Origin of the sequence: Gordonia sp. UBA5067 (assembly GCF_002414845.1) — a bacterium.
GTDB lineage: Bacteria > Actinomycetota > Actinomycetes > Mycobacteriales > Mycobacteriaceae > Gordonia > Gordonia defluvii.
The window spans coordinates 1-22,189 of the sequence record NZ_DIAX01000037.1 but is presented as its reverse complement, the minus strand read 5'-3'; the positions used below and the strand labels follow the sequence as shown (position 1 = coordinate 22,189).

Here is a 22,189-nt window from a genome sequence, read left to right as displayed (position 1 = left end):
GGGGTTGAGGTGCCCACTCGGCGGTCAGCGGGGGGAGCGATAGGGAGCGGACTCGGCGACGTTGTCGTCGACGATGATGGGCCGCCCCAACTGTGGAAAGGCGCGCTGCGCACAATCGGGTCGGTCGCAGACTTTGCAACCGGCGCCGATGGGCACGATACGGCGGGGATCGTCGAGGTCGACGCCGGTGGAGTAGACGAGTCGGTCGGCATAGGCGAGATCGCAGCCGAGGCCGATGGCGAAGCTGCTCCGAGTGCCGAGGTATCCCTGCATCGGCTCGTCGGTGGTGCGGCCGAGCCAGAAGTACGACCGGCCGTCGGGCATGGCCGACACCTGGGTGACGATCCGGCCGGGAGTGGTGAAGGCGTCGTGGACGACCCACAGCGGACAGCTGCCGCCGACCCGGGAGAAGTGGAACGCCGTCGCCGATTGCCGCTTGGAGATGTTTCCGGCGCGGTCGGTGCGGACGAAGATGAACGGCACCCCGCGTTGGCGGGGCCGCTGCAGCGTGGACAGGCGGTGGCAGATCGTCTCGAATCCGACTTCGAAGCGCAATCCCAGCAATTCGATGTCGTAGCGTGCGGCCTCGGCCTCGTCGTGGAACCGCGTGTACGGCAGGACCAGCGCCCCGGCGAAATAGTTCGCCAGGCCGACCCGCGCAACCGGCGCGGACTCCCCGGTCAGGCCGGCTTCGGCAACGATAGTGTCGAGTTGTGGCCGCTGGGTGAGAAAGGCGAGCTGGGTGGCGAGCTGGAAGGCGCGCTGACCCGGACGGAGCTGGCGGGCGAGAGTGATGACTTGGGCCTCGGGATCAAAGGCGCGTTTGCGTGAGGCGTGCGACGCCGGGTCGGCCAGTACGACGCGGACCCCGTGATTGCGATCGAGCACGCCGGCGAGTTGCTCGTCGAGGCCGCCGATGCGCAGGTCGAGATCGGCGAACATCTCCTCGGCGGCGAGGTCGAGGGGGTGGATGTAGTTCTTGCGGTCATAGAAGAAGTCGCGGACCTCTTCGAACGGTGTCGACGCGCGAGGCGCTTCGACTTCGTCGCGGGTGACCGACGCCCGATAGGTCTCCAACTCGCCGGTCATCGCAACGAGGCGCCGGTGCATCCCGACCATCGCCTTGCCGACGGCGGGCATCCGGGCGACAAGTTCCGCGATCTCTGCCTGGCTGATGCCGTCGAACTCGGTGTGCTGGGCGGCCTCGGTCAGATCACCGACGAGCCGGGCGTCGGCATCGGCGGCGAAGTAGTCGGCCGCCAGGTCGAATTCGCGACTCAGAGCGAGCAGCACGGGGACCGTCAGCGGGCGGTGATCGTTCTCCAATTGGTTGACGTAGCTCGTCGACAGGTCGAGGCGGCGGGCCAGCGCAGCCTGGGAGAGTCCCTGCTCTTCTCGTAGACGCCGCAATCGCGCGCCGGCAAACGCTTTCGCCATGTATGCAGACGATACTCCATGATACCTACACAACATTTACAAACGGGCCGGTGAATGTACACAAAAATACACATCTGCAAGGCCTTTCGCAGGTCATCGCAGTGTGCGTACTGTGCGAATCATGATCAATCACAAGGTTCGGACCCACCGCAGCGCTGAAGACTTCCCGCAAGAAGAACACCTTGCCTACAAGATCGCGCAGATTGCCGTCGACCCGGTTGAGGTGCCGACTGAGACCGCAGAGATGATCATCAACCGCGTCATCGACAATGCCGCGGTGAGCGCCGCGTCGGTCACCCGCCGCCCGGTCACGACCGCCCGCGCGCAGGCGGTGAGTCATCCGTGGGGGGCGAGCGGGATTCCGAGTGGCGCGGGCGCCCAGGTCTTCGGTGTGAATGGCAGCTACTCGCCGGAGTGGGCCGCGTGGGCCAACGGTGTCGCCGTGCGCGAACTCGACTTCCACGACACCTTCCTGGCCGCGGAGTACTCCCACCCCGGCGACAACATCCCGCCGCTGGTCGCGGTGGCCCAGCACAAGGGCGTCTCCGGCCACGACCTGATCCGGGGCCTCGCGACCGCCTACGAGGTCCAGATCGACCTCGTGCGGGGCATCTCGCTGCACAAACACAAGATCGACCACGTCGCTCATCTGGGTCCGTCGGCGGCCGCCGGTATCGGCACGATGCTTGGGCTCGACGTCGAGACGATCTATCAGGCGATCGGCCAGGCGCTGCACCTGACGACCGCCACCCGCCAGTCACGGAAGGGTCAGATCTCCAGCTGGAAGGCCTATGCTCCCGCGCTGGCCGGCAAGGTCGCCATCGAGGCGGTCGATCGCGCCATGCGCGGCGAGGGGGCGCCATCGCCGATCTGGGAGGGCGAGGACGGTGTGATCGCATGGCTGCTCGACGGTCCCGACGCGCAGTACACGGTGCCGCTGCCCGGCCCGGGTGAGCCCAAGCGGGCAATTCTGGACAGCTACACCAAGGAACATTCCGCCGAGTACCAGAGCCAGGCGCCGATCGACCTGGCGCGTCGCATGCGCGCGCGGGTCGGCAACATCGACGACGTCGAGTCGATCGTCCTGCATACCTCCAACCACACGCATGTCGTGATCGGTACCGGCAGCAATGACCCGCAAAAGTTCGATCCGACGGCCAGTCGCGAGACGCTCGACCACTCGGTGATGTACATCTTTGCCGTCGCGTTGCAGGACGGCACCTGGGATCATGTGAAGTCCTATGCCCCCGAACGGGCCTCTCGCCCCGACACGGTCGCACTGTGGAACAAGATCTACACCGTCGAGGATGCCGAGTGGACGCGCCGCTACCACAGCGCGGACCCCGCGGAGAAGGCCTTCGGCGCCCGCGCGGTCATCACTATGAAAGACGGGACCGTCATCGAGGACGAACTCGCCGTTGCCGATGCCCACCCGCTCGGTGCCCGGCCGTTCGCCCGAAAGCAGTACACGAACAAATTCACCACGCTGGCCGACGGGGTCATCACCGCAGCCGAGCAGGAGCGTTTCCTCGTCGCGGCCGAGGGGCTCGACGGGATTGCCGCTGGCGGACTCAGTGCACTGAACATCGTCGTCGAGAAGTCCGTCCTCGACGGTGCCCCGAAGATCGGCGGGGGGATCTTCTGATGGACCTCTTCTCATCGGCCACGTCCGACGCCGATAAGCGCACAGCGTTGCGCGCCGGACTGAACTCTGGCGAACTGCAGCGGTGGCCCGGGGCGTTCTCGCCGCTGGTCGCCAAGCTGATCGCCGACCTCGGGTTCGAGGGGGTCTACATCTCCGGCGCGGTCCTCTCCGCTGACCTCGGCTTGCCCGACATCGGCTTGACCACGTTGACCGAGGTTGCCGGGCGCGGCGGGCAGATCGCCCGCGCGTCGAATCTGCCGTCACTGATCGACGCCGACACTGGATTCGGTGAGCCGATGAGTGCCGCGCGCACCATCGCGACCCTGGAGGATGCCGGGCTGTCTGGCTGTCACCTCGAGGACCAGGTCAACCCGAAGCGCTGCGGGCACCTCGACGGCAAGGCCGTCGTTGAAACCGGGGAAATGGTCAAACGGCTGCGGGCGGCGGTCGCGGCACGGCGCGACGACAACTTCGTCATCTGTGCACGCACCGATGCCCGCGCGATCGAGGGGCTCGACGCGGCGATCGATCGGGCCAAAGCCTACGTCGATGCCGGGGCCGACCTCATCTTCACCGAGGCGCTCGCTGATGCTGGTGAGTTCGAGAAGTTCCGGGCCGCCGTCGAGATCCCCCTGTTGGCGAACATGACCGAGTTCGGCAAATCCGAGCTGCTCACGGCGGAGCAGTTGGGCGACCTTGGCTACAACGCGGTCATCTACCCGGTGACCACCCTGCGGATCGCGATGGGCGCGGTCGAGGCCGGGTTGCGCGAGATTTCGGCGACGGGCACCCAGGCCGGCCTTCTCGATGGGATGCAACACCGATCGCGGCTGTATGAACTGCTGCGCTACCCGGAATACAACGAATTTGACACGGCCACTTTCAATTTCACGATTCCAGGAGCGTGAACACCATGATCACTACCGAATCGATCACCGACGAAGCACCTCAGATTCGTAAAGGTCTGGCAGGTGTCGTCGTCGACAACACCGCCATCTCCAAGGTCGTGCCGGAAACCAACTCCCTGACCTATCGGGGCTACGCGGTGCAGGATCTCGCGGCCAACTGCAGCTTCGAGGAGGTGGCCTACCTGCTCTGGTACGGCGAATTGCCGACGGTGGCGCAGTTGGCGCAATTCAGCCAGAAGGAACGCGCGAACCGACGCCTCGACCGGGCGGCGGAGGCAGTGCTGACGCGGATCCCCGACAACTGCCATCCGATGGATGTCTGCCGCACGATGATCAGCTTCCTCGGGACGACCGATCCTGACGAGGATGTGCCAACGGCGCAAGCGAACTTGGCGAAGGCGCAACGGATGTTGGCGGTGCTGCCGACGATTGTGGCCGCCGATATGCGTCGCCGACGGGGACTGGATCCGATCGCTCCGCATCACGGCTACGGCTACGCCGAGAACTTTCTCAACATGTGTTTCGGGCAGGTCCCGGATCCGGAGATCGTGTCGGCTTTTGAGCAGTCGCTGATCCTCTACGCTGAGCACAGCTTCAACGCCTCGACCTTCGCCGCACGGGTGGTGACGTCGACGACGGCGGACATCTACAGCGCCGTCACCGCGGCGATTGGCGCACTCAAGGGCTCGTTGCACGGCGGCGCCAACGAGGCCGTCATGCACGACATGATCGACATCGACCGCCCCGAGCGGGTCACGCTGTGGCTCGACGGTAAGCGGGAGCGCAACGAGAAGATCATGGGCTTCGGCCACCGGGTTTACAAGTTGGGGGATTCGCGCGTCCCGACGATGCACGCGGCGCTGGTGCGGGTGTCCGAACACCTCGGCGAGCCCAAGTGGCTCGCGATCTACGACGAGCTCGCCAAGCAGATGGCCGACCGCACCGGAATCTTGCCCAATCTCGACTTCCCGACCGGTCCGGCGTATCACCTGATGGGCTTCGACATCGGCTCGTTTACCCCGATTTTCGTCATGGCGCGGATTACCGGGTGGACTGCGCATATTATCGAGCAGACTGCAGACAACGCCCTCATCCGTCCGTTGAGCGCGTACAACGGGGTGCCCCAACGCTCGGTTGAGGAGCACTAGCAGGTGTACAAGGTCCTTATCGCCAACCGGTCCGAAATTGCCGTCCGCGCGATTCGTGCGTGCCGCGAGCTTGGCCTGCAGACCGTCGCGATCTATCCCTATGAGGATCGCAATTCGCTCCATCGCAACGCCGCCGACGAGTCGTATCAGATCGGGACGCCCGGGCATCCGGTGCGGGCCTACCTCGACATCGGTGCGATTGTCGACGTGGCGCGCGAGTGCGGTGCCGATGCGGTCTATCCGGGTTACGGGTTTCTCTCGGAGAACCCGAGGCTGGCGCGGGCGTGTGCGGCCGCCGGCCTGACCTTTGTGGGCCCGCCGGCCGAGGTGCTCGACTGGACGGGCAACAAGGCGACGGCGATCGCCACCGCAAAGAAGGCCGGGGTACCGGTGCTCGAATCCACCGAGCCCAGCGCCGACCTCGACGTCCTGGCCGCAGCGGGGGAGCAGATGCGGTTCCCGCTGTTCGTCAAGGCGGTGGCCGGTGGCGGTGGGCGAGGTATGCGGCTGGTCGATGAGCCGGCGAAGCTGCGGGAGTCGCTGGGCTCGGCCTCACGCGAAGCGCAGTCCGCGTTCGGCGACGGAACCGTGTTCATTGAGCAGGCCGTCGCCGCGCCGCGCCACATCGAGGTGCAGATCCTCGGTGACTCGGCCGGCAACGTCGTACACCTCTACGAGCGCGACTGCAGTGTGCAGCGGCGCCACCAGAAGGTCGTCGAGCAGGCGCCCGCGCCCGATCTGGATCCGGCGTTGCGGGCGGCGATGTGTGCCGATGCGGTGGCCTTCGCCAGGGCTATCGGCTACTGCGGTGCCGGGACTGTTGAATTCCTCCTCGCCCCCGACGGGCGCTATGTGTTCATCGAGATGAATCCCCGCATCCAGGTGGAGCACACGGTGACCGAGGAAGTCACCGATGTCGATCTGGTGGCCGCGCAACTGCAGATTGCGTCGGGGGCGACCCTGCCCGATCTCGGCATCACGCAGGAACAGATCGAAATCCATGGGTTCGCGGTGCAGTGCCGCGTCACCACCGAGGATCCGGCCAACCAGTTCCGGCCCGACACGGGGGCGATCACCACGTACCGTTCGCCAGGTGGTGCCGGCGTGCGCATCGACGGCGGCACGTATTTGGGCGCGGAGATTTCCGGCTACTTCGATTCCATGCTGGTCAAGGTGACGTGCCGCGGGAAGACTCGTGCAGCTGCGCTCACCCGCGCGCGACGCTCCCTGACGGAGTTCCGGATCGGTGGCGTCGCCACCAACATCGAGTTCCTGCTATCGCTGCTGTCCAACGAGGAGTTCGCCGCCGGAGCGGTGACGACGGGATTCATCGCCGAGCATCCCGAATTGCTCGTCGCCAACTCCTCGGACGCGCGTTGGGCGCGTCTGCTCGAGTACTTGGCCGATGTCACCATCAACCGGGAGTACGAACGCCCGGCGGCCGTCATCCGGCCGCGAAACAAGCTCGTCGGTTTGGCGCTGCCGCAGCCGCAACCTGGTAGCCGTGATCGGCTCCGCGACCTCGGACCGCACGGGTTCGCCGCGGTCCTGCGCGGTCAGGACGCGGTTGCCGTGACCGATACGACCTTTCGAGACGCCCACCAATCCTTGCTGGCCACGCGGCTGCGCACCAGCGGTCTGGTTCGCGTCGCACCGTATGTGGCCGCCCTCACCCCACAGCTGTGGTCGGTGGAATGCTGGGGCGGCGCCACCTATGACACCGCGTTGCGCTTCTGTAAGGAGGATCCGTGGGATCGGCTTGAGCAGCTGCGCGCAGCACTGCCCAACATCTGCCTGCAGATGTTGCTGCGCGGCGCGAACACGGTCGGCTATACGCCGTATCCGACGATTGTCACCACCTCCTTCGTCGAGGAGGCGGCCCGGACCGGGATCGATATCTTCCGGATCTTCGATGCCCTCAACAGCGTCGACGCGATGCGCCCGGCCATCGACGCGGTACGGGAAGAGGGGCGGACCGTCGCCGAGGTCGCACTCTGTTACACCGGCGACCTAGCCAACCCGGCCGAAGACCTGTACACCCTCGACTACTACCTGCGATTGGCCGAGCAGATCGTCGACGCCGGTGCGCATATCCTCGCGATCAAAGATATGGCCGGCCTGCTGCGTCCACCCGCGGCGTCGACGCTGGTGAGTGCGCTGCGGACGAACTTCGACCTGCCGGTGCACGTCCACACCCACGACACCGCCGGGGGGCAGCTCGCCACCTATCTTGCGGCGGTGCAGGCCGGTGCCGATGCGATCGACGGGGCGAGCGCGCCGCTGTCGGGGTCGACGAGCCAGCCGTCGCTCTCGGCGATCGTCGCCGCCTTCGACGGGACCGCGCAGGCCACCGGTCTCGACCTCGGTGCGGTGTGTGCGCTGGAGCCGTACTGGGAGGCGCTGCGCAAGGTGTACGCACCCTTCGACGTCGGTCAGCACCCGCCGACCGGACGGGTCTACCAGCACGAGATTCCCGGCGGCCAGCTGTCGAACCTGTACCAGCAAGCGGCCGCGCTCGGCCTGGCCGACCAGTTCGAGCTCATCGAGAACGCCTACGCCGGCGCGGATCGCATGCTCGGCCGCCTGGTCAAGGTCACGCCGTCGTCGAAGGTGGTCGGTGACCTTGCCCTGACGCTCGTCGCCAAGGGGATCACGGCCGACGAGTTGCGGCGAACCCGCAGGCGTTTGACATCCCGGAGTCGGTGATCGGCTCTTTCGCGGCGAACTGGGCGAGCCCGCCGCGGGCTGGGTGGAGCCGCTGCGCAGCGAGGTGTTGTCCGGTCGCGGGCAGGCGCCGTCGGCCGAGCCGGTCAGCGACGCCGATCGCGTCGCCCTCGAAGAACCGGGGCCGGTGCGGCGGGATGCGTTGAATCGTCTGCTGTTTCCCGGCCCCACCGCCGATCTGGCGGCACATCGTGACAAATACGGTGACACGGCCCGGCTGTCGGCCAACGCCTTCCTCTACGGTTTGCGCGCGGGTGTCGAAGAACACATCGAACTCGAGCCGGGCGTCGAACGGTCGATTGGACTGGCCGCGGTCAGCGACGTCGATGAGAAGGGCGAGCGCACGGTGATGTGCACCGTGAACGGCCAACTGCGGTCGGTGGTGGTGCGCGACAAGTCGGTCGCCGACGCGCCAGTTGCCGCGGCGAAGGCCGATCCGGGCAATCCCCGCCATCTCGGTGCGCCGTTCGACGGAGTGGTGTCGATCAGGGTCAGTGTCGGGGACAAGGTGGCCGCCGGCGATCGGGTCGGCACGATCGAGGCGATGAAGATGGAGTCCACCATCACGGCGCCGCGGGCCGGCACGATTTCCGCACTGCCGTTGGGTTCGCAGGCCGACGTCCACGGTGGTGATCTGATCGTCGAACTGGGTTAGGTTGGCAGGCGGGGCCCGACGACCGAGGACTGTTCCATGACCGACACGATCACCGCACTCGACCTGCCTGCCGCCGAATTGAGCGCGCAGACGCAAAAGTACTTTGACGTCTGCCGGGAGCGGCTCGGCATGGTCCCCAACGTGCTGCAGGCGTACACGTTCGACGAGGCGAAGCTGACTGCCTTCACCGCCATGTACAACGACCTCATGCTTGCCGACTCGGGCCTGTCGAAGCTGGAGCGGGAGATGATCGCGGTGGTCGTATCGTCGATCAACAAGTGCTACTACTGCCTCACCGCGCACGGTGCGGCTGTCCGGCAGCTTTCCGGTGACCCGGAGCTCGGGGAGCTGCTGGTGATGAATTTCCGGTCTGCCGGCCTCTCCGGTCGGCAGCGCGCCATGCTGCTGTTCGCCGAGAAGATGACCGAGCAGCCGGCGAAGATCGAGGAAGCGGACCGGCAGGCGTTGCGTGCTGCCGGCTTCACCGACCGAGACATCTTCGACATCGCGTCGACAACCGGGTTCTTCAACATGACCAACCGAGTGGCCACCGGCATCGACATGCGCCCGAATCCGGAGTATTCGTCGCAGGCACGTTAGGTCGTCAGGCGAATGCGCCGGTCAGTCCGCGGCGTCTGCGCCTACCAGAGTGGTGGTGATCGGAGGTAGCGCAAGCGCGCACCCCACCGACACCGCGCAGGCGAGTAGCGAGATGGTCGTGGCAATCAGGTAGCCGGTGTTCGATGGAAAGGCGAGGTCCCGGAGGCCGGTGCCCGCTGGCAGTGACACGGTGACCACGAAGTGCGCCAACACCATCCCGACGATGGCAGAGGCCACTGACATGCCCAGGGAGCGCATCAGTGCGTTAACCCCGTTCGCCTCCCCGGTCTGCCGCAGCGGGACCGACGCCATGATCAACGCCGGCATCGCGGCATAGGCGATTCCGATTCCGGCGGAGATGCAGCAGGTGATGAGCACCAGGTGCCACGGGCCGATGTGCCGGTCGGCCAGCAGGAGCACCAACTGGACCAGGTATCCGATTCCCATCACCGTGGCACCGGCGGCGAGCGAGGTACGCGGGCCGAACTGTCTCGACACGCGTGCGCCGAGGTTGGACGCCACGAACATCACCAGGCCGCCTGGCGCGAGAAACAGGCCGGTGTGCACCATCGAGAGTCCATTCCCGTTGCCCGTCGCGGTCGGCGCCATCAGCAGTTGCACCGGAATCAGCGACATGGCGAAGAGTGCGAATCCCGCGGCGAGCGATGCGCCGTTGGTGAGGGCCACGGTGCGGGTGGCTGTGGTCCGCAGGTCGACCAGTGGGTGCTCGCGGTGCAGTTCATAGGCGAGCCACAGCGCGAATACGGCCACGGATGCGCCGAACAGACCAAGGGTGGTCGAGGATGTCCATCCCCACGCCGCCCCCTTGCTGATCGGGAGAAGCAGCATCGCGAGCGCGGCGGCGAGTCCTATCGCACCCGGATAGTCGAAGCCGGCGGTCCGGTGTACGGGCGACGGCGGTACCACGACAATGACCGCCGCCAGGCAGGCAAGGGTGACGCCGGCCGCGCCCCAGAAAAGGGCGTGCCAGTTGTGCTGGGCGACGAGGGCCGCCACCGGCAGGCCGAGCGCACCGCCGACGCCGAGCGCGACGCGCTCATCGCCGCGACGGCGCCGCCGAGGCGATTGGGCGGCAGGGCATCGCGCAGGATGCTGATCCCCAACGCGATTGCTCCCATACCGAGGCCCTGCAGTCCACGGCCGATGAGGAAGGGGACCAGTGACTCGGCGAGCGCACAGACGACCGAGCCGATGACGACCGCGGTGAGCGTCACCGCGAGGATGAGCCGCTTGCCGTACATGTCGCCGAGCCGCCCGGCGATCGGCGTAGACACCGCCCCGGTCAGCAGCGTCGCGGTAAGGGCCCAGGCCGCGTTGTCGTTGGAGGTGTGCAGGTACTCGGGCAGGCGGGGGATCAGCGGCACGATGATGGTCTGCATCAACGACACCGCGATGCCTGCCGCGCACAGCACGGCGACGATCGTGGCAGGGGTTCGTGTGCTGGTGTCCGGCTCCGAGATGGAAGTGGCGGAGAAAGCGGAGGGCGACACAGAGTTCCCATCGGCGCGGTGAAACCAGGCGACTGCCGGGCCGGCCCAGTGTACGGCCGGCAGATGGCGGTGCCCCGCCCAGGTGAGTCTGAGCGGGGCACCGACCGGGGTGCTGCGACGGGTTAGGCGTTCGCCACCGGCCGGACGGCCTTGGCTGCGGCGACCAGGTTGCGTAGCGAGGCGGCGACCTCGGTGTTCCCGCGAGTCTTCAACCCGCAGTCCGGGTTCACCCACAGGCGCTGGGCGGGCACGGCCTGGAGGGCGGCCCGCAGCGACGCGGTGATTTCCTCGGTCGAGGGAACACGCGGGCTGTGGATGTCGTAGACGCCCGGGCCGACGCCGTTGGCGAAGCCGATCGCGTTGAGGTCGTCGAGGACTTCCATCGCCGACCGCGCCGCCTCGATCGACGTCACGTCGGCATCGAGGTCGGCGATGGCCCCGATGACCTCGCCGAACTCCGAGTAGCACAGGTGCGTGTGGATCTGTGTCGTGTCCTCGACGCCCGCGGTGGACAGCCGGAAGGCGTCGACGGCCCAGCGCAGGTAGGCCGGTTTGTCGGCGTCGCGCAGCGGCAACAGTTCGCGGAGGGCGGGTTCGTCGACCTGGATGATGCCGATTCCGGCGCGCTGCAGGTCAATCGTCTCGTCGCGGATCGCCAGAGCGATCTGGTTGGCCGAGTCCTTCTCCGGTTGGTCATCCCGCACGAAGGACCAGGCCAGGATGGTGACCGGCCCGGTGAGCATGCCTTTGACCGGCTTAGTGGTCGTCGACTGCGCGTAGGTGATCCAGTCGACGGCCATCGGCGTCGGCCGCACGACGTCGCCGAACAGGATCGGCGGGCGCACGCAACGGGTGCCGTACGACTGCACCCAGCCATTCTGGGTGGCGAAGAAGCCGTCGAGTTGCTCGGCGAAGTACTGCACCATGTCGTTGCGCTCGGGTTCGCCGTGTACTAACACGTCCAAGCCCAGATCTTCTTGCAGGGCAATCACATCGTCGATTTCCGACTTCATCCGGCGGGTGTATTCGGCGTCGTCGATCTGGCCGCTGCGCAGTGCCGCACGCGCGTTGCGGATTGCCGAGGTCTGCGGGTAGGAGCCGATCGTCGTTGTCGGTAGTAGCGGCAGGCCCAGCCGTTCCTGCTGGGCGGCGAAGCGCGCACCGCTGTCACCGCGGGTCAGTTGATCGTCGGTCACCGCAGCGAGGCGCTCCCGCACCGCGGCGACGTGCACGCGCGGGTCGGTGCTGCGGGTCGCGAGCGCCGCCGCCGAGGCGGTGAAGGCGTCGGCCACCGCGTCGCGGCTGCCGTTCAGTGCGGTCGCCAACACGGACACCTCGGTGAACTTCTCCGCGGCGAAGGCGAGCCAGCCGCGCAGGTTGTCGTCCAGGTCGGTTTCGGGTGCCAGCGAGTACGGAACGTGCAGCGTGGAGCAGGAGGTGGACACGGCGACCGCTCGGGCCGAGCCGAGCAGGGTGCCGAGCGCGGCCAGCGCCGCGTCGAGGTCGGTGCGCCAGATGTTGCGGCCGTTCACCACCCCTGCGACGAGTAGTTTGGTCGACAGGCCCGGCACCGACGCGACGGTGTCGGCGCTGCCATACACGAGGTCAACGCCAATGGCCTCGACGCCGGTCGCGGCGAGCGCAGCGAGCACGTCGGCGCCCGGGTCGCCGAAGTAGGTGTTGACGAAGATCGCCGGACGTTCGGTGTTGTTGGACAGCCGCTGATAGACCGACCCGGCCACCTCCGCGGTCGTGGACAGCTCAGCGGTGTCGGCGATGATGTCGGTGACGAGCACCGGCTCGTCGATCTGGACCCAGGCCGCACCGGCCTGCGCCAGCGTGGCCAGCAGGTCGTCGTAGACCGAGAGTACGTCGTCGATCCGGTCGAGCGGATTGCTGTCGTCGGTCGACTTGGCCAGGGCCAGGAAGGTGATCGGGCCGATGATGACCGGTCGGGCGTCTACGCCGAGGTTGGCCGCCTCGGCCAGTTCGGCGAGCACCTTCGTCGCGTTGAGTGAGTAGGCGGTCTCGGTGGACAGCTCCGGTACGAGGTAGTGGTAGTTGGTGTCGAACCACTTGGTCATTTCCAGCGGCGTGAGCTCGGCCGTGCCGCGGGCCGCGGCGAAGTAGCGGTCCAGCTCATCGTCGACGGCGCTGAAGCGCGGCGCCAGGGCTCCGAGCATGATCGCCGTGTCGAGCATCTGGTCGTAGTACGAGAACGTGTTGACCGGGATCGAATCGAGACCGGCGTCGCGCAACCCGCGCGCGGTCTCCCCGCGGAGCGACGCGGCGACGGCTTCGAGCGACGCACGGTCGGTCTGGCCCTTCCAATAGCTCTCGATTGCCCGCTTCAGTTCGCGGTTCGCGCCGATGCGGGCGGTGCCGCCAACGGTTGCGAGGAAATCGGGTGCTTGCGCGGTGGTGGTGTCCGAGGACATGTGTTGCTGCTCCTGTGGTGTATTCCAACTGTTCACCGCCCGGCGGAAGCAGGGGAGCAACGTGGTGGCGACGACGCCGAAGACCAGGAGCCGGTGATGCCACATTCGTCGACCCCTGCGCCCAGATCCTCGGGGCGATGAGCCACCGGGCACGGCGTGCCCGGCACAATTGGCAGGTCTTCGGACTCATCGGCACGTGACTGCGTCACACCTACTGACTGTCGCTTCCCAGGCGGTTCGCCCAGTGCGTTGACAGTGGTCGCTTCCGATTCACCGCTGCGGGGTCAGTTCCGGACTTGCACCGGATTCCCTCTTGTCGGCGCGGAACCCGGTGGACTACTCGGCGGGCACCGTCGACGACTCGGCAGATGACTCGCGGGCCAGGGGCTCCTCATACTCGCGGGTCATCGGGACCAATTGCTCCTCCATCGTATCTGAGGCGAGGGCGCGGGCCGAACTGAGTGCGACGAGGAAGCCGAGCAGTGCCCACCAGCCGGTTTCGGTACCGAGGCTCTGCTTGGCCATCAGCAAGATGGCGAGGCCCGCGGCGCACACCAGCACGCCGATCGCCGTCGCGCGACCGCCGCCCGCGGCGATCCGGTCGTCCCACCACCGCAGGCGGCGGTGCTCAAGCGGCAGGAGCAGGACGAATGCCATCGCCATCACGACGGCGAATACCGCTGCGCGCACGATCATCAGCACCCAGAATCCAGGCTGCGCGGGGGAGACGACGTCGATCCCGGCGACGTGAAGCAGCAGGATCGTCGCGACGATCGTCGGAATGTGCCACAGGTAGAGCGTCATCGCGCCGCCGTTGCCGATCGCCACCCAGCGCCAGACGCTCGCCCGCCGGGCCCACCCGCCGATGCGCTCGGCGGCGGCGGCGAACAGCAGGCACATCCACACACAGTGCAGCCCCAGGACGATCGTCGGCGGGGTCACGTTGGACAGGCCCTCGTTGCCGGTGACGACCAGCGCGATTTCGTAGGGGCCGACGGCGACGACAACGATGTTGAGGAGGAACACGGCCGCGGCGATCACCACGGCGGATTTCGGCGTGATGTACCGGCGCGCATAGGCGACACCGATCACGGCCGGGATCAGCCATACGGAGAGGAAGTTCGGCAGGCCCCACGCGAGGTTGTCGAAGCGGATGCGCGCGCAATCGAACGCCGCGGTCAGTGCGAGGAGTGCGACAACCAGCGCGACGAACCCGCGCGCCGAGGAGAGGCGGACCAGGGCCGGGACGCACGCCAGAATGATGAGGTAGACGCCGATGAACCACAGCATCGCGACACACTGCTCGCCGAGGCGGGCGCCGGCGGCGGGACCTGCGAGCATTCTCGTCGCGCCCAGCGCGAGGCTCCAGACGGCGAGGTAGGCGAAGACGGGTCGGCACAGGCGCTGGGCGCGGGTGAACAGCCACACACCCCACGGTGGCGCCTTCCCGGTGGTCTCGCCGGCACGGGAACGGTCGAGTCCGTAGGTGGCCGAGGCGGCGCCGGCGAAGAAGAACAGCGGCATGACCTGCAGCAGCCAGGTCACCGGGCGAAGGGCCGGCAGCTCACCCAGCACGTTGCCGACCCACAGCTGCGAGGATGCGGTGATGGTGGCCAGGACGAGGAAGCAATGGCCGAACATGACGACCAGCAGACTGGCGATCCGGGCGACGTCGACAGCGCGGTCGCGTTCGGCGGGTGTGCTCGCGGCGACGCGCGACGCGGAGGGAAAGACAGCGAGGTTCATGCTCTCCATCCTGCGGATTCGGGGGGCCGGCGAGACGTGTGGTTCTACTCAGGTGTGGTGGGGGTTGCAACCGTTTGGCGATCTGCTGCGTCCAAGACATATGACGACAATTCCAATCGATGCCGATGGCGCGGTTCGCCGGCGCTCGATGGTGGCGCGAGGATTACCGGTCACCATGTTGTACCGTGCCGTGGCGGCCGGTGACCTGGACCGCATCGGTTCGGGTCTCTATGTCCCGGCCGGCGCACAGTCCCCCGATGCGCGCCACCGGCTGATGATCGGAGAGGTTAAGACTTCTCTCCGGGTGGTGGTGAGCCACGCCTCCGCGGCGGTGCTGCACGGACTGCCGATGCTGCGACCGGAGTTCGGCGACGTCCATGTGACGGTCCCGTCGGAGTCGGTGCGGGTGCGTTCGGAATTCCGGCGGATTCACGTCGCCATCCTTTACCCGGGGGACGTGGTCGACCTCGGCGGCCAGTGCGCTACGTCTCTCGAGCGCACCGCGGTCGATGTCGCGGCCGCCTCCCCGATGGGATTCGCCGGCGCGCTGGCGGTGTTCGACGCGGCGCTGCGTCGTGGAGCGCACCCCGGTGTGCTGGCCGATCTGGTTCGCCGGCGCGGCGCCACCGGCACGGTTCGGCTCGCGCTGCGCCACTCCTCACCCTGCGCCGACGGCGTTGGCGAGTCGTGGTGCCGAGCGCAATTGCTCGCCGCACGACTACCCCGGCCACGCCTCAAGCATCCGCTGCTGGACGTATGCGGCGAGGTGCTCGCCGAGCCTGATATGGATTGGGATGGCAGCATCCTCGGCGAGTTTGACGGGGCGGCCCGCTTCGGCCGGGTCCGGGTGCCCGGTGATTCACCCCTGTCGGCGGCGTGGCGCGCAATCGCGCGAGACGACCGGCTCGGTCGGATGGGGATTAGGGTGCTGCGCTTCACCTGGACCGACCTCGAACGGCGCGACGTCGCGCTGCCCTGCCGGTACTGGCTGCGCCGGGTGGGTTTGCTCGGATAGGGTCGCCCGGCTGTGTGCCACCCGACACCGACCCCGACGTCCTAGCGGAACTCCAGCGACAACAGGAAGCGCGTGACGACCTGACGTACCTCGTCGAGGCTCGACTGTTGCCCGTCGCGGGCCATGCCGTCGGGCCGACCTCCCGGATCGGCGGTGATCAGCGACATCAACTCGCCGGTTGTCGGCTCGCACACGGCCCAGGTGAACCGGGTTTCGTCGGCCCAGCCGGCGTCAGCGGCAACGACGAAGGCGGCGGGGTCGGCGATCCCGAGGTCGCTGAGCGCCGGAACGTCACTGAGCCGGTCGTCATCGCGCAGGGCGCGCAGGTACCACGACCCCGCATTGATCTCGACGGCTTCCATCAGCGCACGGTGCGAATTGCGGCTACTTGATCTCGAGTAGCACGGCACCCTGGGTGACGGAATCGCCTGCTGCGACCGACAGGTCGGTTACGGTGCCAGCCTTGTGGGCGGTCACCGGATTTTCCATCTTCATGGCCTCGAGGACGACGACGAGCTCGCCCTCGGCGACCTCCTGGCCCTCCTGGACGGCGACCTTCACCACGGTGCCCTGCATCGGTGCGGCAATCGCGTCACCGGACGCGGCCGAAGCGCCGGCCTTCGCGCGGGTGCGCGCCTTGGGCTTGCGGCGAACGGCGCCGCCGCGCACCCCGTTCTCGCCGAAGGCGAGGTCGCCGGGCAGGGACACCTCGACCCGGCGGCCGTCGATCTCGACGACGACCTTCTGACGCGGCGCGGCCGCGTCCTCGTCAAGGGGATCGCCGCCGCCGAACGGCTCGAGCTGATTGTCCCAATCGTTCTCAATCCACTTGGTGTAGACATCGAACTTCTCGACGCCGTTCTCGTCGATCCCGCCGATGAAGGCCGGGTTGCTGACGATGTGGCGGTGGAAGGGGATGACCGTGGCCAGGCCGTCGACCTCGAATTCGTCGAGAGCGCGACGCGCCCGTTCGAGAGCCTGCTGGCGCGTCTCGCCGGTGACGATGAGCTTGGCGAGCATCGAGTCGAACTGGCCGCCGATGACGTCGCCCTGGCGGACGCCGGAGTCGACGCGGACTCCGGGCCCGGCGGGTTCGCGGTAGACGCGGATCGGACCGGGGGCGGGCAGGAAGCCGCGGCCGGCGTCCTCGCCGTTGATGCGGAACTCGAACGAGTGCCCACGGGGTGTCGGATCCTCGGTGACGGTCAGCTGCTCGCCCTGCGCGATGCGGAACTGCTGACGGACGAGGTCGAGGCCCGCGGTCTCTTCGGTCACCGGGTGCTCGACCTGCAACCGGGTGTTGACCTCGAGGAAGGAGACGGTGTCGCCCTGTACGAGGTATTCGACGGTGCCGGCACCGTAGTAGCCCGCTTCGCGGCAGATGGCCTTGGCCGAGGAGTGGATCCGATCGCGCTGATCGTCGGTGAGGAAGGGGGCCGGAGCCTCTTCCACGAGCTTCTGGAAGCGGCGCTGCAGCGAACAGTCGCGGGTACCGGCGACGACCACGTTGCCGTGCTGGTCGGCGATGACCTGGGCCTCCACGTGGCGGGCCTTGTCCAGATACTGCTCGACGAAGCACTCGCCGCGGCCGAACGCGGCCACCGCCTCCCGGGTGGCGGACTCGAACAGCTCGGGGATCTCATCGATGGTGTGCGCGACCTTCATGCCGCGACCGCCGCCGCCGAATGCCGCCTTGATGGCGACCGGCACCCCGTACTCCTTGGCGAAGGCGACGACCTCGTCGGCATTCTGCACCGGGTCCTTGGTTCCCGCGGCCATCGGCGCCCTGGCACGCTCGGCGATATGACGCGCGGTGACTTTGTCGCCGAGGTCGCGGATCGACTGCGGTGACGGTCCGATCCAGATCAGCCCGGCGTCGAGTACGGCCTGGGCGAAGTCGGCGTTCTCCGAGAGGAAGCCGTACCCGGGGTGGATCGCGTCGGCGCCGGACTTGCGGGCGGCCTCGAGGATCTTGTCGAACACCAAATAGGATTCGGCCGAGGTCTGGCCGCCCAGCGCGAACGCTTCGTCGGCGAGTTGGACGAACATCGCATCGGCATCCGGCTCGGCGTACACGGCAACACTGGTGATACCGGCGTCGCGCGCTGCGCGGATGACTCGGACGGCGATCTCACCACGGTTGGCAATGAGAACTTTGGTGATCGTGGCGTTGGTGGGCACGTAGTCTCCTGTAGCTGCGGACGCGGGGTATGGCGCTCATCGGATTCTAGAGGGGAGCGTATCGCACCTCACACTAGGCCCTGGGCTGCCAGGAACTGCGCGTGGACACCTCGGCGACGACGTCGGTGACCGTGTGGGCGAATCCGCGTACATCCGTGTCGAGGATCCCGGGATAGCGCGCGGACAGCCGCAGCCCGCCCGGCGTCCGATTAATCCACAGGTACACCTCGTCGTCGGCATAGCGGTGGCTGCGCAGGACGCGTGCCGCGCCGCCGTCGTCGGTGTCGGCCCCGGGCGAGGCCCGGGTGTCGAGGAAGGAGATGACGAACCGTGGCGAGTCCGTCGCCCCGAGGACCGCGGCCACGTGCAGGAGGGGCAGGGACGCGCCGACTCTTCCGCGACGCAATTCGGCCGACGCCCGGACCGCCAACTCGGGGAAGGTGGTCACCCCGGTGAGATCCAGTTCAAAGGGGGACAGCGACACGAACCAGCCCAGTGCGGCCTGCCATTGCGGCTGATGCCGGGTGTGTCGGGGCAGGACGGCACGAAAGCGGGTCGAGCCGGTGCGTTCGTACGACGCCCACGCCAGCGCGGCCATCACGCCGGCGAACAACGTCGTGCCGGCACCGGAGCAGACGGCGGTGAAGCGGTTGGTCGTATCGTCGTCGGCCAGCAGCGCGTACAGCGACTGTTGCGGCCGGGTGGCGGCGGCGGTCGCCGCGCCTTCCGCGTAGCCCCCCACGGCGAACCCGTGCGCCTGCTCCGGTCTGTCACCGGCGATCGCCGAATCCGCTGGAGCACATCTGGGCAAAGTCGGGTAGCGCGGCATTCCCTCGGCCAGGAACGACGCCCACGCGGCCACGGCGGGGTGGTCGGCGGTGGATCGATCGGCGTCGTCGCGCTCAGCAGCGCTGAAGTCCACATAGCTGCCGATGGTGTCGGCGGGTGCCGCCGGCCGGGGGGCCGGCCGATGGGGCGTGCGCTCCGACCCGGCGGTGGCGTCGTGGTAGAGCGTGCGCAATTCGGGCACCATCATGATCAGGGAGTAGCCGTCGAGCAGTGAATGATCGCCGGCGAACAGCAGCGTGAAGGAATCCTGTCGGCCGACCGTGGCGAAGCAGTATGCCGGCCAGCGGATCGGGGCCGTACTGCGGTCGAACCAGCCGGCTACCTGCTCGATCAGTGGCCCCGAATCGTGGTACCAGCCGATCCGGCTCATCGTCAACGACACCGACCCCGGTCCGGCCGAGTAGCGGCGCAACCGGCCGACGCCGACCGAGCCGTTGTCGCCGCGCTCGAAGACGACGTGGGAGCGCAGGACCTCGTGACGGTCGATCCACGCGGTGAGAGCGGCGCGGATCGCGGGGATGGACAGCGGCTCGTCGAACTCGATCGCCACGCCGAGCCACGACTCGCGGCCGCCGGTGTACCCGGTTTGTTCCTGGTAGGCGAGCGCCTCACGCAAGTGCCGCTCGTGATTGTGCGAGGTCGGACGTGGGTCGCTGCGCAGCGCTGTGGCGCCGTCGCCGAGCGTCGGGGTCCACTCCACGAGTCCGCCCGGTTGCACGGGTAGATCGAGGATTTGCAGGAAATCCATCGCCCCGCCGCTACCCGGCGCGCGCGATCGCGGCCTTGATCCGTGCCAGCATGCCCGCAAGGCCGCGCAGCCGCAGTGGTGACACGACCGATGCAAGGCCGAGGTCGTAGCCGAAGTCGGCGGGCACCGCGGCGATCACGCCGGCGGGCTGCCCGTCGAGGCCCTGATGAAGGATGGCGGCGAACCCCCGGGTCGTCGGGGCTTCCCGTGGCGCGCTGAAAAACAGGCGAACCGCTGTCGGGTCGGACGCGTCGACGGACAGAAAGATCGGCGACTGGCACTCGGGAACCGGTTCCATTGCGGCCGGCTCGAGGTGCGCCGGCAGCGCTGGCAATTCGTCGGCGAACTCGATGAGCAGTGTCGCGCGATCGGACTCCGACAGCGCGGTGAAGTCGTCGACGATCTCGGCGAGTGGGGCGGGCAGGTCACTCACGAACGGCGGGCCCGCCCACGGTGCCGGGCTCCTCGCCGACGACGATCGGCACGCGCACCCGGTTGCCCCACTCGGTCCACGACCCGTCGTAGTTGCGGACGTTGCCGAAGCCGAGGAGGTGGGTGAGCACGAACCACGTGTGGCTGGACCGCTCGCCGATGCGGCAGTACGCGATGGTCGGCGTATCCGGGTTGAACCCGCCGTAGATCTCCTCGAGTTCGGCGCGTGACCGGAACCGGCCGTCGGGGGCGGCGGCCCTGGCCCAGGGGATCGACACCGCGGTAGGGATATGCCCGCCGCGCAGCGCGCCTTCCTCGGGGTAATCGGGCATGTGGGTGCGCTCGCCGGTGTATTCCTGCGGCGAACGCACATCGATGAGGGGCTCGTCGCCCAGTGTGGCCAGCACCTGATCGGCGTAGGCGCGAATCGCCGAGTCGTCGCGCTCCACCACCGGATAGTCGCTGCGAGGGTATTCCGGCACGTCGAAGGACGAGTCCCGGTCCTCGGCGAACCAGGCATCACGGCCGCCGTCGAGCAGCCGGACGTCGGGGTGGCCGAACAAGGTGAAGACCCACAGCGCGTAGGCCGCCCACCAGTTGCTCTTGTCCCCGTAGATGACGACCGTGTCGTCGCGGCTGATGCCCTTCGAGCGCATCAGTTCGGCGAACTGCTCGCCGTCGATGTAGTCGCGGGTGACCGGGTCGTTGAGATGTAGGTGCCAGTCGACCTTCTGAGCAGTCGGGACATGGCCGATGTCGTAGAGCAGCACATCCTCGTCGGACTCGATGACCTTGAGGCCGGGGGTGCCGAGCCGCGAGGCCAGCCAGGCGGTGCTGACCAGCCGTTCGGGGTGGGCGTAGTCGGCGAAGGCCGGGGTCGGGTCGAGTTCAACACCCATGGGTGGGAGCCTTTCGTCGCGAGAGGGGCGGTGGTTGCGAGACTACCGCGCGCGCGTCGACCATAGCGTGGTGACGTCGACGTCGAGGCGGGCCAGGAGGCGGCGGGTGAGCGGGAGGCTGATGCCGATCACCGACGACGGATCGCCGTCGATGCCGTCGACGAACCAGCCGCCGATTCCGTCGAGGGTGAACGAGCCCGCCACCGCGAGCGGTTCGCCGGTGGCGACGTAGGCGTCGATCGTCGCGGTATCGAGCGTGGCGAAGCGGATCTGTGTGGATTGGCAATCGGCGGCCTGTGCGACGGGCGCGCCGTCGACGATCCGGGTGAGGCACTGTCCGGTGAGCAGGTTCGCCGACCGCCCGGACATCTGTGTCCAGCGCTGTCGGGCAACCTCGGGGGTGTGGGGCTTTCCAGCCAGCCCGCCGCCGATATGGAGCATCGAATCGCACGTCAGCAACACGGCGTCGGGCGAGGTGACCCGGGTGAGGAGAGCATCGGCCTTGGCGGTGGCCAGCCGGGTGACGATCTCCGCCGGCGGTGCGGCGGCCAGTTCGGCGGCGAGGGAGTCCTCGTCGATATCGGCGATGAGCACCCGCGGATCCAGCCCGGCCTGCCGGAGCACGCGCAGTCGGGCGGGGGATGCGGAGCCGAGGATGACTTCGGGGTGGGTCACCAAAGTTGCTTGTAGAAGCTGGTCGCCGACGCCCAGTTGGGCCGCAGCTGATCGGTGGGGCGACCCCACTCGTTGCGGGCGCCGTCGCTGGGCTCGCCGCCGGCCGCGGCCGCCTTGGCGGCCACGACCGCGGTGAGGGCCGCCAGTTGTGCCGGCGTCGGGTTCCCCTTGATGACGGTGACGAACGGCGGGGTGGTCGGGGTGGTCTTCGCTGCGTCGCTCATAGCGGAATGTTCCCGTGCTTGCGTGCCGGCGTGATGACCATCTTGCGCTCCAACAGCCGCAGCGCCTTGCCGATCTGCCCGCGGGTGTGACTCGGTGGGATGACCGCGTCGACGTAGCCGCGCTCAGCCGCCACGTACGGATTGACGAGGGTGTCCTCGTACTCCTCCTGGAGCTTGATCATCAGTGCGTCGACGTCCTGACCGTTCTCCCGCGCCTCTTTGATCTCCTTGCGGTAGACGAAGCCGACGGCGCCGGAGGCGCCCATGACCGCGATCTGGGCGGTCGGCCAGGCCAGGTTCACGTCGGCACCCATGTGCTTGGAGCCCATGACGTCGTACGCGCCGCCGTAGGCC

Annotated in this window: 16 protein-coding genes, 2 pseudogenes and 1 riboswitch; of the genes and pseudogenes, 6 read left to right on the top strand and 12 right to left on the bottom strand. The window is 67.8% G+C overall.

All coding sequences use genetic code 11. The annotated features are described in order from the left end of the window. Positions 1–24 precede the first annotated feature (24 nt). Positions 25–1,437 carry a short-chain fatty acyl-CoA regulator family protein gene (locus B4M62_RS06090; RefSeq protein ID WP_290706087.1) on the bottom strand — a complete coding sequence of 471 codons (1,413 nt, stop codon included), beginning with the start codon at positions 1,435–1,437 and terminating at the stop codon, positions 25–27. A 121-nt stretch (positions 1,438–1,558) separates the two neighbouring features. On the opposite strand from B4M62_RS06090, the gene prpD reads away from it, so the two are divergent. The 5 genes and pseudogenes from prpD to B4M62_RS06065 all read left to right on the top strand — a co-directional run bounded on the left by prpD (position 1,559) and on the right by B4M62_RS06065 (position 9,117). Continuing rightward, positions 1,559–3,082, top strand: a complete 1,524-nt coding sequence (gene prpD / locus B4M62_RS06085) for a 2-methylcitrate dehydratase PrpD (protein ID WP_290706086.1) — start codon at positions 1,559–1,561, stop codon at positions 3,080–3,082. Beyond that, positions 3,082–3,990, top strand: coding sequence for a methylisocitrate lyase (prpB, locus tag B4M62_RS06080; RefSeq protein ID WP_290706085.1), 909 nt, complete (start codon positions 3,082–3,084; stop codon positions 3,988–3,990). The genes prpD and prpB overlap by 1 nt, the downstream gene beginning before the upstream one ends. Positions 3,991–3,995: 5 nt before the next feature. After that, positions 3,996–5,138, top strand: a complete 1,143-nt coding sequence (locus tag B4M62_RS06075) for a bifunctional 2-methylcitrate synthase/citrate synthase (protein WP_290706084.1) — start codon at positions 3,996–3,998, stop codon at positions 5,136–5,138. Between the two features lie 3 nt (positions 5,139–5,141). Then, a pseudogene (locus B4M62_RS06070) lies at positions 5,142–8,517 on the top strand (pyruvate carboxylase). A gap of 36 nt (positions 8,518–8,553) precedes the next feature. Continuing rightward, positions 8,554–9,117 carry a peroxidase-related enzyme gene (locus tag B4M62_RS06065; RefSeq protein WP_290706083.1) on the top strand — a complete coding sequence of 188 codons (564 nt, stop codon included), beginning with the start codon at positions 8,554–8,556 and terminating at the stop codon, positions 9,115–9,117. Positions 9,118–9,138: 21 nt separating this feature from the next. Here the strand turns inward: B4M62_RS06065 and B4M62_RS06060 are convergent. From B4M62_RS06060 to B4M62_RS06050, 3 genes and pseudogenes are all read right to left on the bottom strand, one after another. After that, a pseudogene (locus B4M62_RS06060) lies at positions 9,139–10,517 on the bottom strand (MFS transporter). A 233-nt stretch (positions 10,518–10,750) separates the two neighbouring features. After that, complete coding sequence (metE, locus tag B4M62_RS06055) at positions 10,751–13,066, bottom strand: 5-methyltetrahydropteroyltriglutamate--homocysteine S-methyltransferase (protein WP_290706088.1); 2,316 nt, start codon at positions 13,064–13,066, stop codon at positions 10,751–10,753. A 154-nt stretch (positions 13,067–13,220) separates the two neighbouring features. Next, positions 13,221–13,413: riboswitch (cobalamin riboswitch) on the bottom strand. Further along, on the bottom strand, positions 13,403–14,812 hold the full coding sequence (locus tag B4M62_RS06050) for an acyltransferase family protein (protein ID WP_290706082.1): 1,410 nt from the start codon (positions 14,810–14,812) through the stop codon (positions 13,403–13,405). (Overlaps the previous riboswitch by 11 nt.) Between B4M62_RS06050 and B4M62_RS06045 the strand changes: the two genes are divergently transcribed. After that, positions 14,706–15,827, top strand: a complete 1,122-nt coding sequence (locus B4M62_RS06045; RefSeq protein WP_349678339.1) for a type IV toxin-antitoxin system AbiEi family antitoxin domain-containing protein — start codon at positions 14,706–14,708, stop codon at positions 15,825–15,827. The genes B4M62_RS06050 and B4M62_RS06045 overlap by 107 nt on opposite strands. Before the next feature lie 41 nt (positions 15,828–15,868). On the opposite strand, the gene B4M62_RS06040 is transcribed toward B4M62_RS06045, so the two are convergent. From B4M62_RS06040 to B4M62_RS06005, 8 genes are all read right to left on the bottom strand, one after another. Then, positions 15,869–16,189, bottom strand: coding sequence for a hypothetical protein (locus tag B4M62_RS06040; protein WP_290706080.1), 321 nt, complete (start codon positions 16,187–16,189; stop codon positions 15,869–15,871). 22 nt (positions 16,190–16,211) lie between these two features. After that, positions 16,212–18,008: an acetyl/propionyl/methylcrotonyl-CoA carboxylase subunit alpha gene (locus B4M62_RS06035; RefSeq protein ID WP_290706079.1), complete on the bottom strand. Its 1,797-nt coding sequence runs from the start codon at positions 18,006–18,008 to the stop codon at positions 16,212–16,214. Positions 18,009–18,081: 73 nt separating this feature from the next. Then, positions 18,082–19,605, bottom strand: a complete 1,524-nt coding sequence (locus B4M62_RS06030) for a condensation domain-containing protein (RefSeq protein ID WP_290706078.1) — start codon at positions 19,603–19,605, stop codon at positions 18,082–18,084. Positions 19,606–19,615: 10 nt separating this feature from the next. Then, positions 19,616–20,038, bottom strand: coding sequence for a SufE family protein (locus tag B4M62_RS06025; RefSeq protein WP_290706077.1), 423 nt, complete (start codon positions 20,036–20,038; stop codon positions 19,616–19,618). After that, positions 20,031–20,936, bottom strand: a complete 906-nt coding sequence (locus tag B4M62_RS06020; protein ID WP_290706076.1) for a sulfurtransferase — start codon at positions 20,934–20,936, stop codon at positions 20,031–20,033. The genes B4M62_RS06025 and B4M62_RS06020 overlap by 8 nt, the downstream gene beginning before the upstream one ends. A gap of 42 nt (positions 20,937–20,978) precedes the next feature. After that, a complete protein-coding gene (locus tag B4M62_RS06015) occupies positions 20,979–21,611 on the bottom strand; it encodes a Maf family protein (RefSeq protein ID WP_290706075.1) in 633 nt (210 codons plus the stop codon). After that, entirely contained in the window at positions 21,608–21,835 is a 228-nt protein-coding gene (locus tag B4M62_RS06010) for an acyl-CoA carboxylase epsilon subunit (protein ID WP_290706074.1), read from the bottom strand. The genes B4M62_RS06015 and B4M62_RS06010 overlap by 4 nt, the downstream gene beginning before the upstream one ends. Next, positions 21,832–22,189, bottom strand: a 358-nt coding sequence (locus B4M62_RS06005) for a carboxyl transferase domain-containing protein (RefSeq protein ID WP_290706073.1), incomplete at its 5' end; no start/stop codon positions are given. The genes B4M62_RS06005 and B4M62_RS06010, both read right to left, overlap by 4 nt.

What these genes read in the sequence shown, in the direction of transcription:
- B4M62_RS06050 (WP_290706082.1), bottom strand. Translation starts at nt 14,812, where the DNA reads ATGAACCTCGCTGTCTTTCCCTCCGCGTCGCGCGTCGCCGCGAGCACA.
- prpD (WP_290706086.1), top strand. Translation starts at nt 1,559, where the DNA reads ATGATCAATCACAAGGTTCGGACCCACCGCAGCGCTGAAGACTTCCCG.
- metE (WP_290706088.1), bottom strand. Translation starts at nt 13,066, where the DNA reads ATGTCCTCGGACACCACCACCGCGCAAGCACCCGATTTCCTCGCAACC.
- B4M62_RS06075 (WP_290706084.1), top strand. Translation starts at nt 3,996, where the DNA reads ATGATCACTACCGAATCGATCACCGACGAAGCACCTCAGATTCGTAAA.
- prpB (WP_290706085.1), top strand. Translation starts at nt 3,082, where the DNA reads ATGGACCTCTTCTCATCGGCCACGTCCGACGCCGATAAGCGCACAGCG.
- B4M62_RS06010 (WP_290706074.1), bottom strand. Translation starts at nt 21,835, where the DNA reads ATGAGCGACGCAGCGAAGACCACCCCGACCACCCCGCCGTTCGTCACC.
- B4M62_RS06040 (WP_290706080.1), bottom strand. Translation starts at nt 16,189, where the DNA reads ATGGAAGCCGTCGAGATCAATGCGGGGTCGTGGTACCTGCGCGCCCTG.
- B4M62_RS06045 (WP_349678339.1), top strand. Translation starts at nt 14,706, where the DNA reads ATGACGACCAGCAGACTGGCGATCCGGGCGACGTCGACAGCGCGGTCG.
- B4M62_RS06090 (WP_290706087.1), bottom strand. Translation starts at nt 1,437, where the DNA reads ATGGCGAAAGCGTTTGCCGGCGCGCGATTGCGGCGTCTACGAGAAGAG.
- B4M62_RS06030 (WP_290706078.1), bottom strand. Translation starts at nt 19,605, where the DNA reads ATGGATTTCCTGCAAATCCTCGATCTACCCGTGCAACCGGGCGGACTC.
- B4M62_RS06020 (WP_290706076.1), bottom strand. Translation starts at nt 20,936, where the DNA reads ATGGGTGTTGAACTCGACCCGACCCCGGCCTTCGCCGACTACGCCCAC.
- B4M62_RS06065 (WP_290706083.1), top strand. Translation starts at nt 8,554, where the DNA reads ATGACCGACACGATCACCGCACTCGACCTGCCTGCCGCCGAATTGAGC.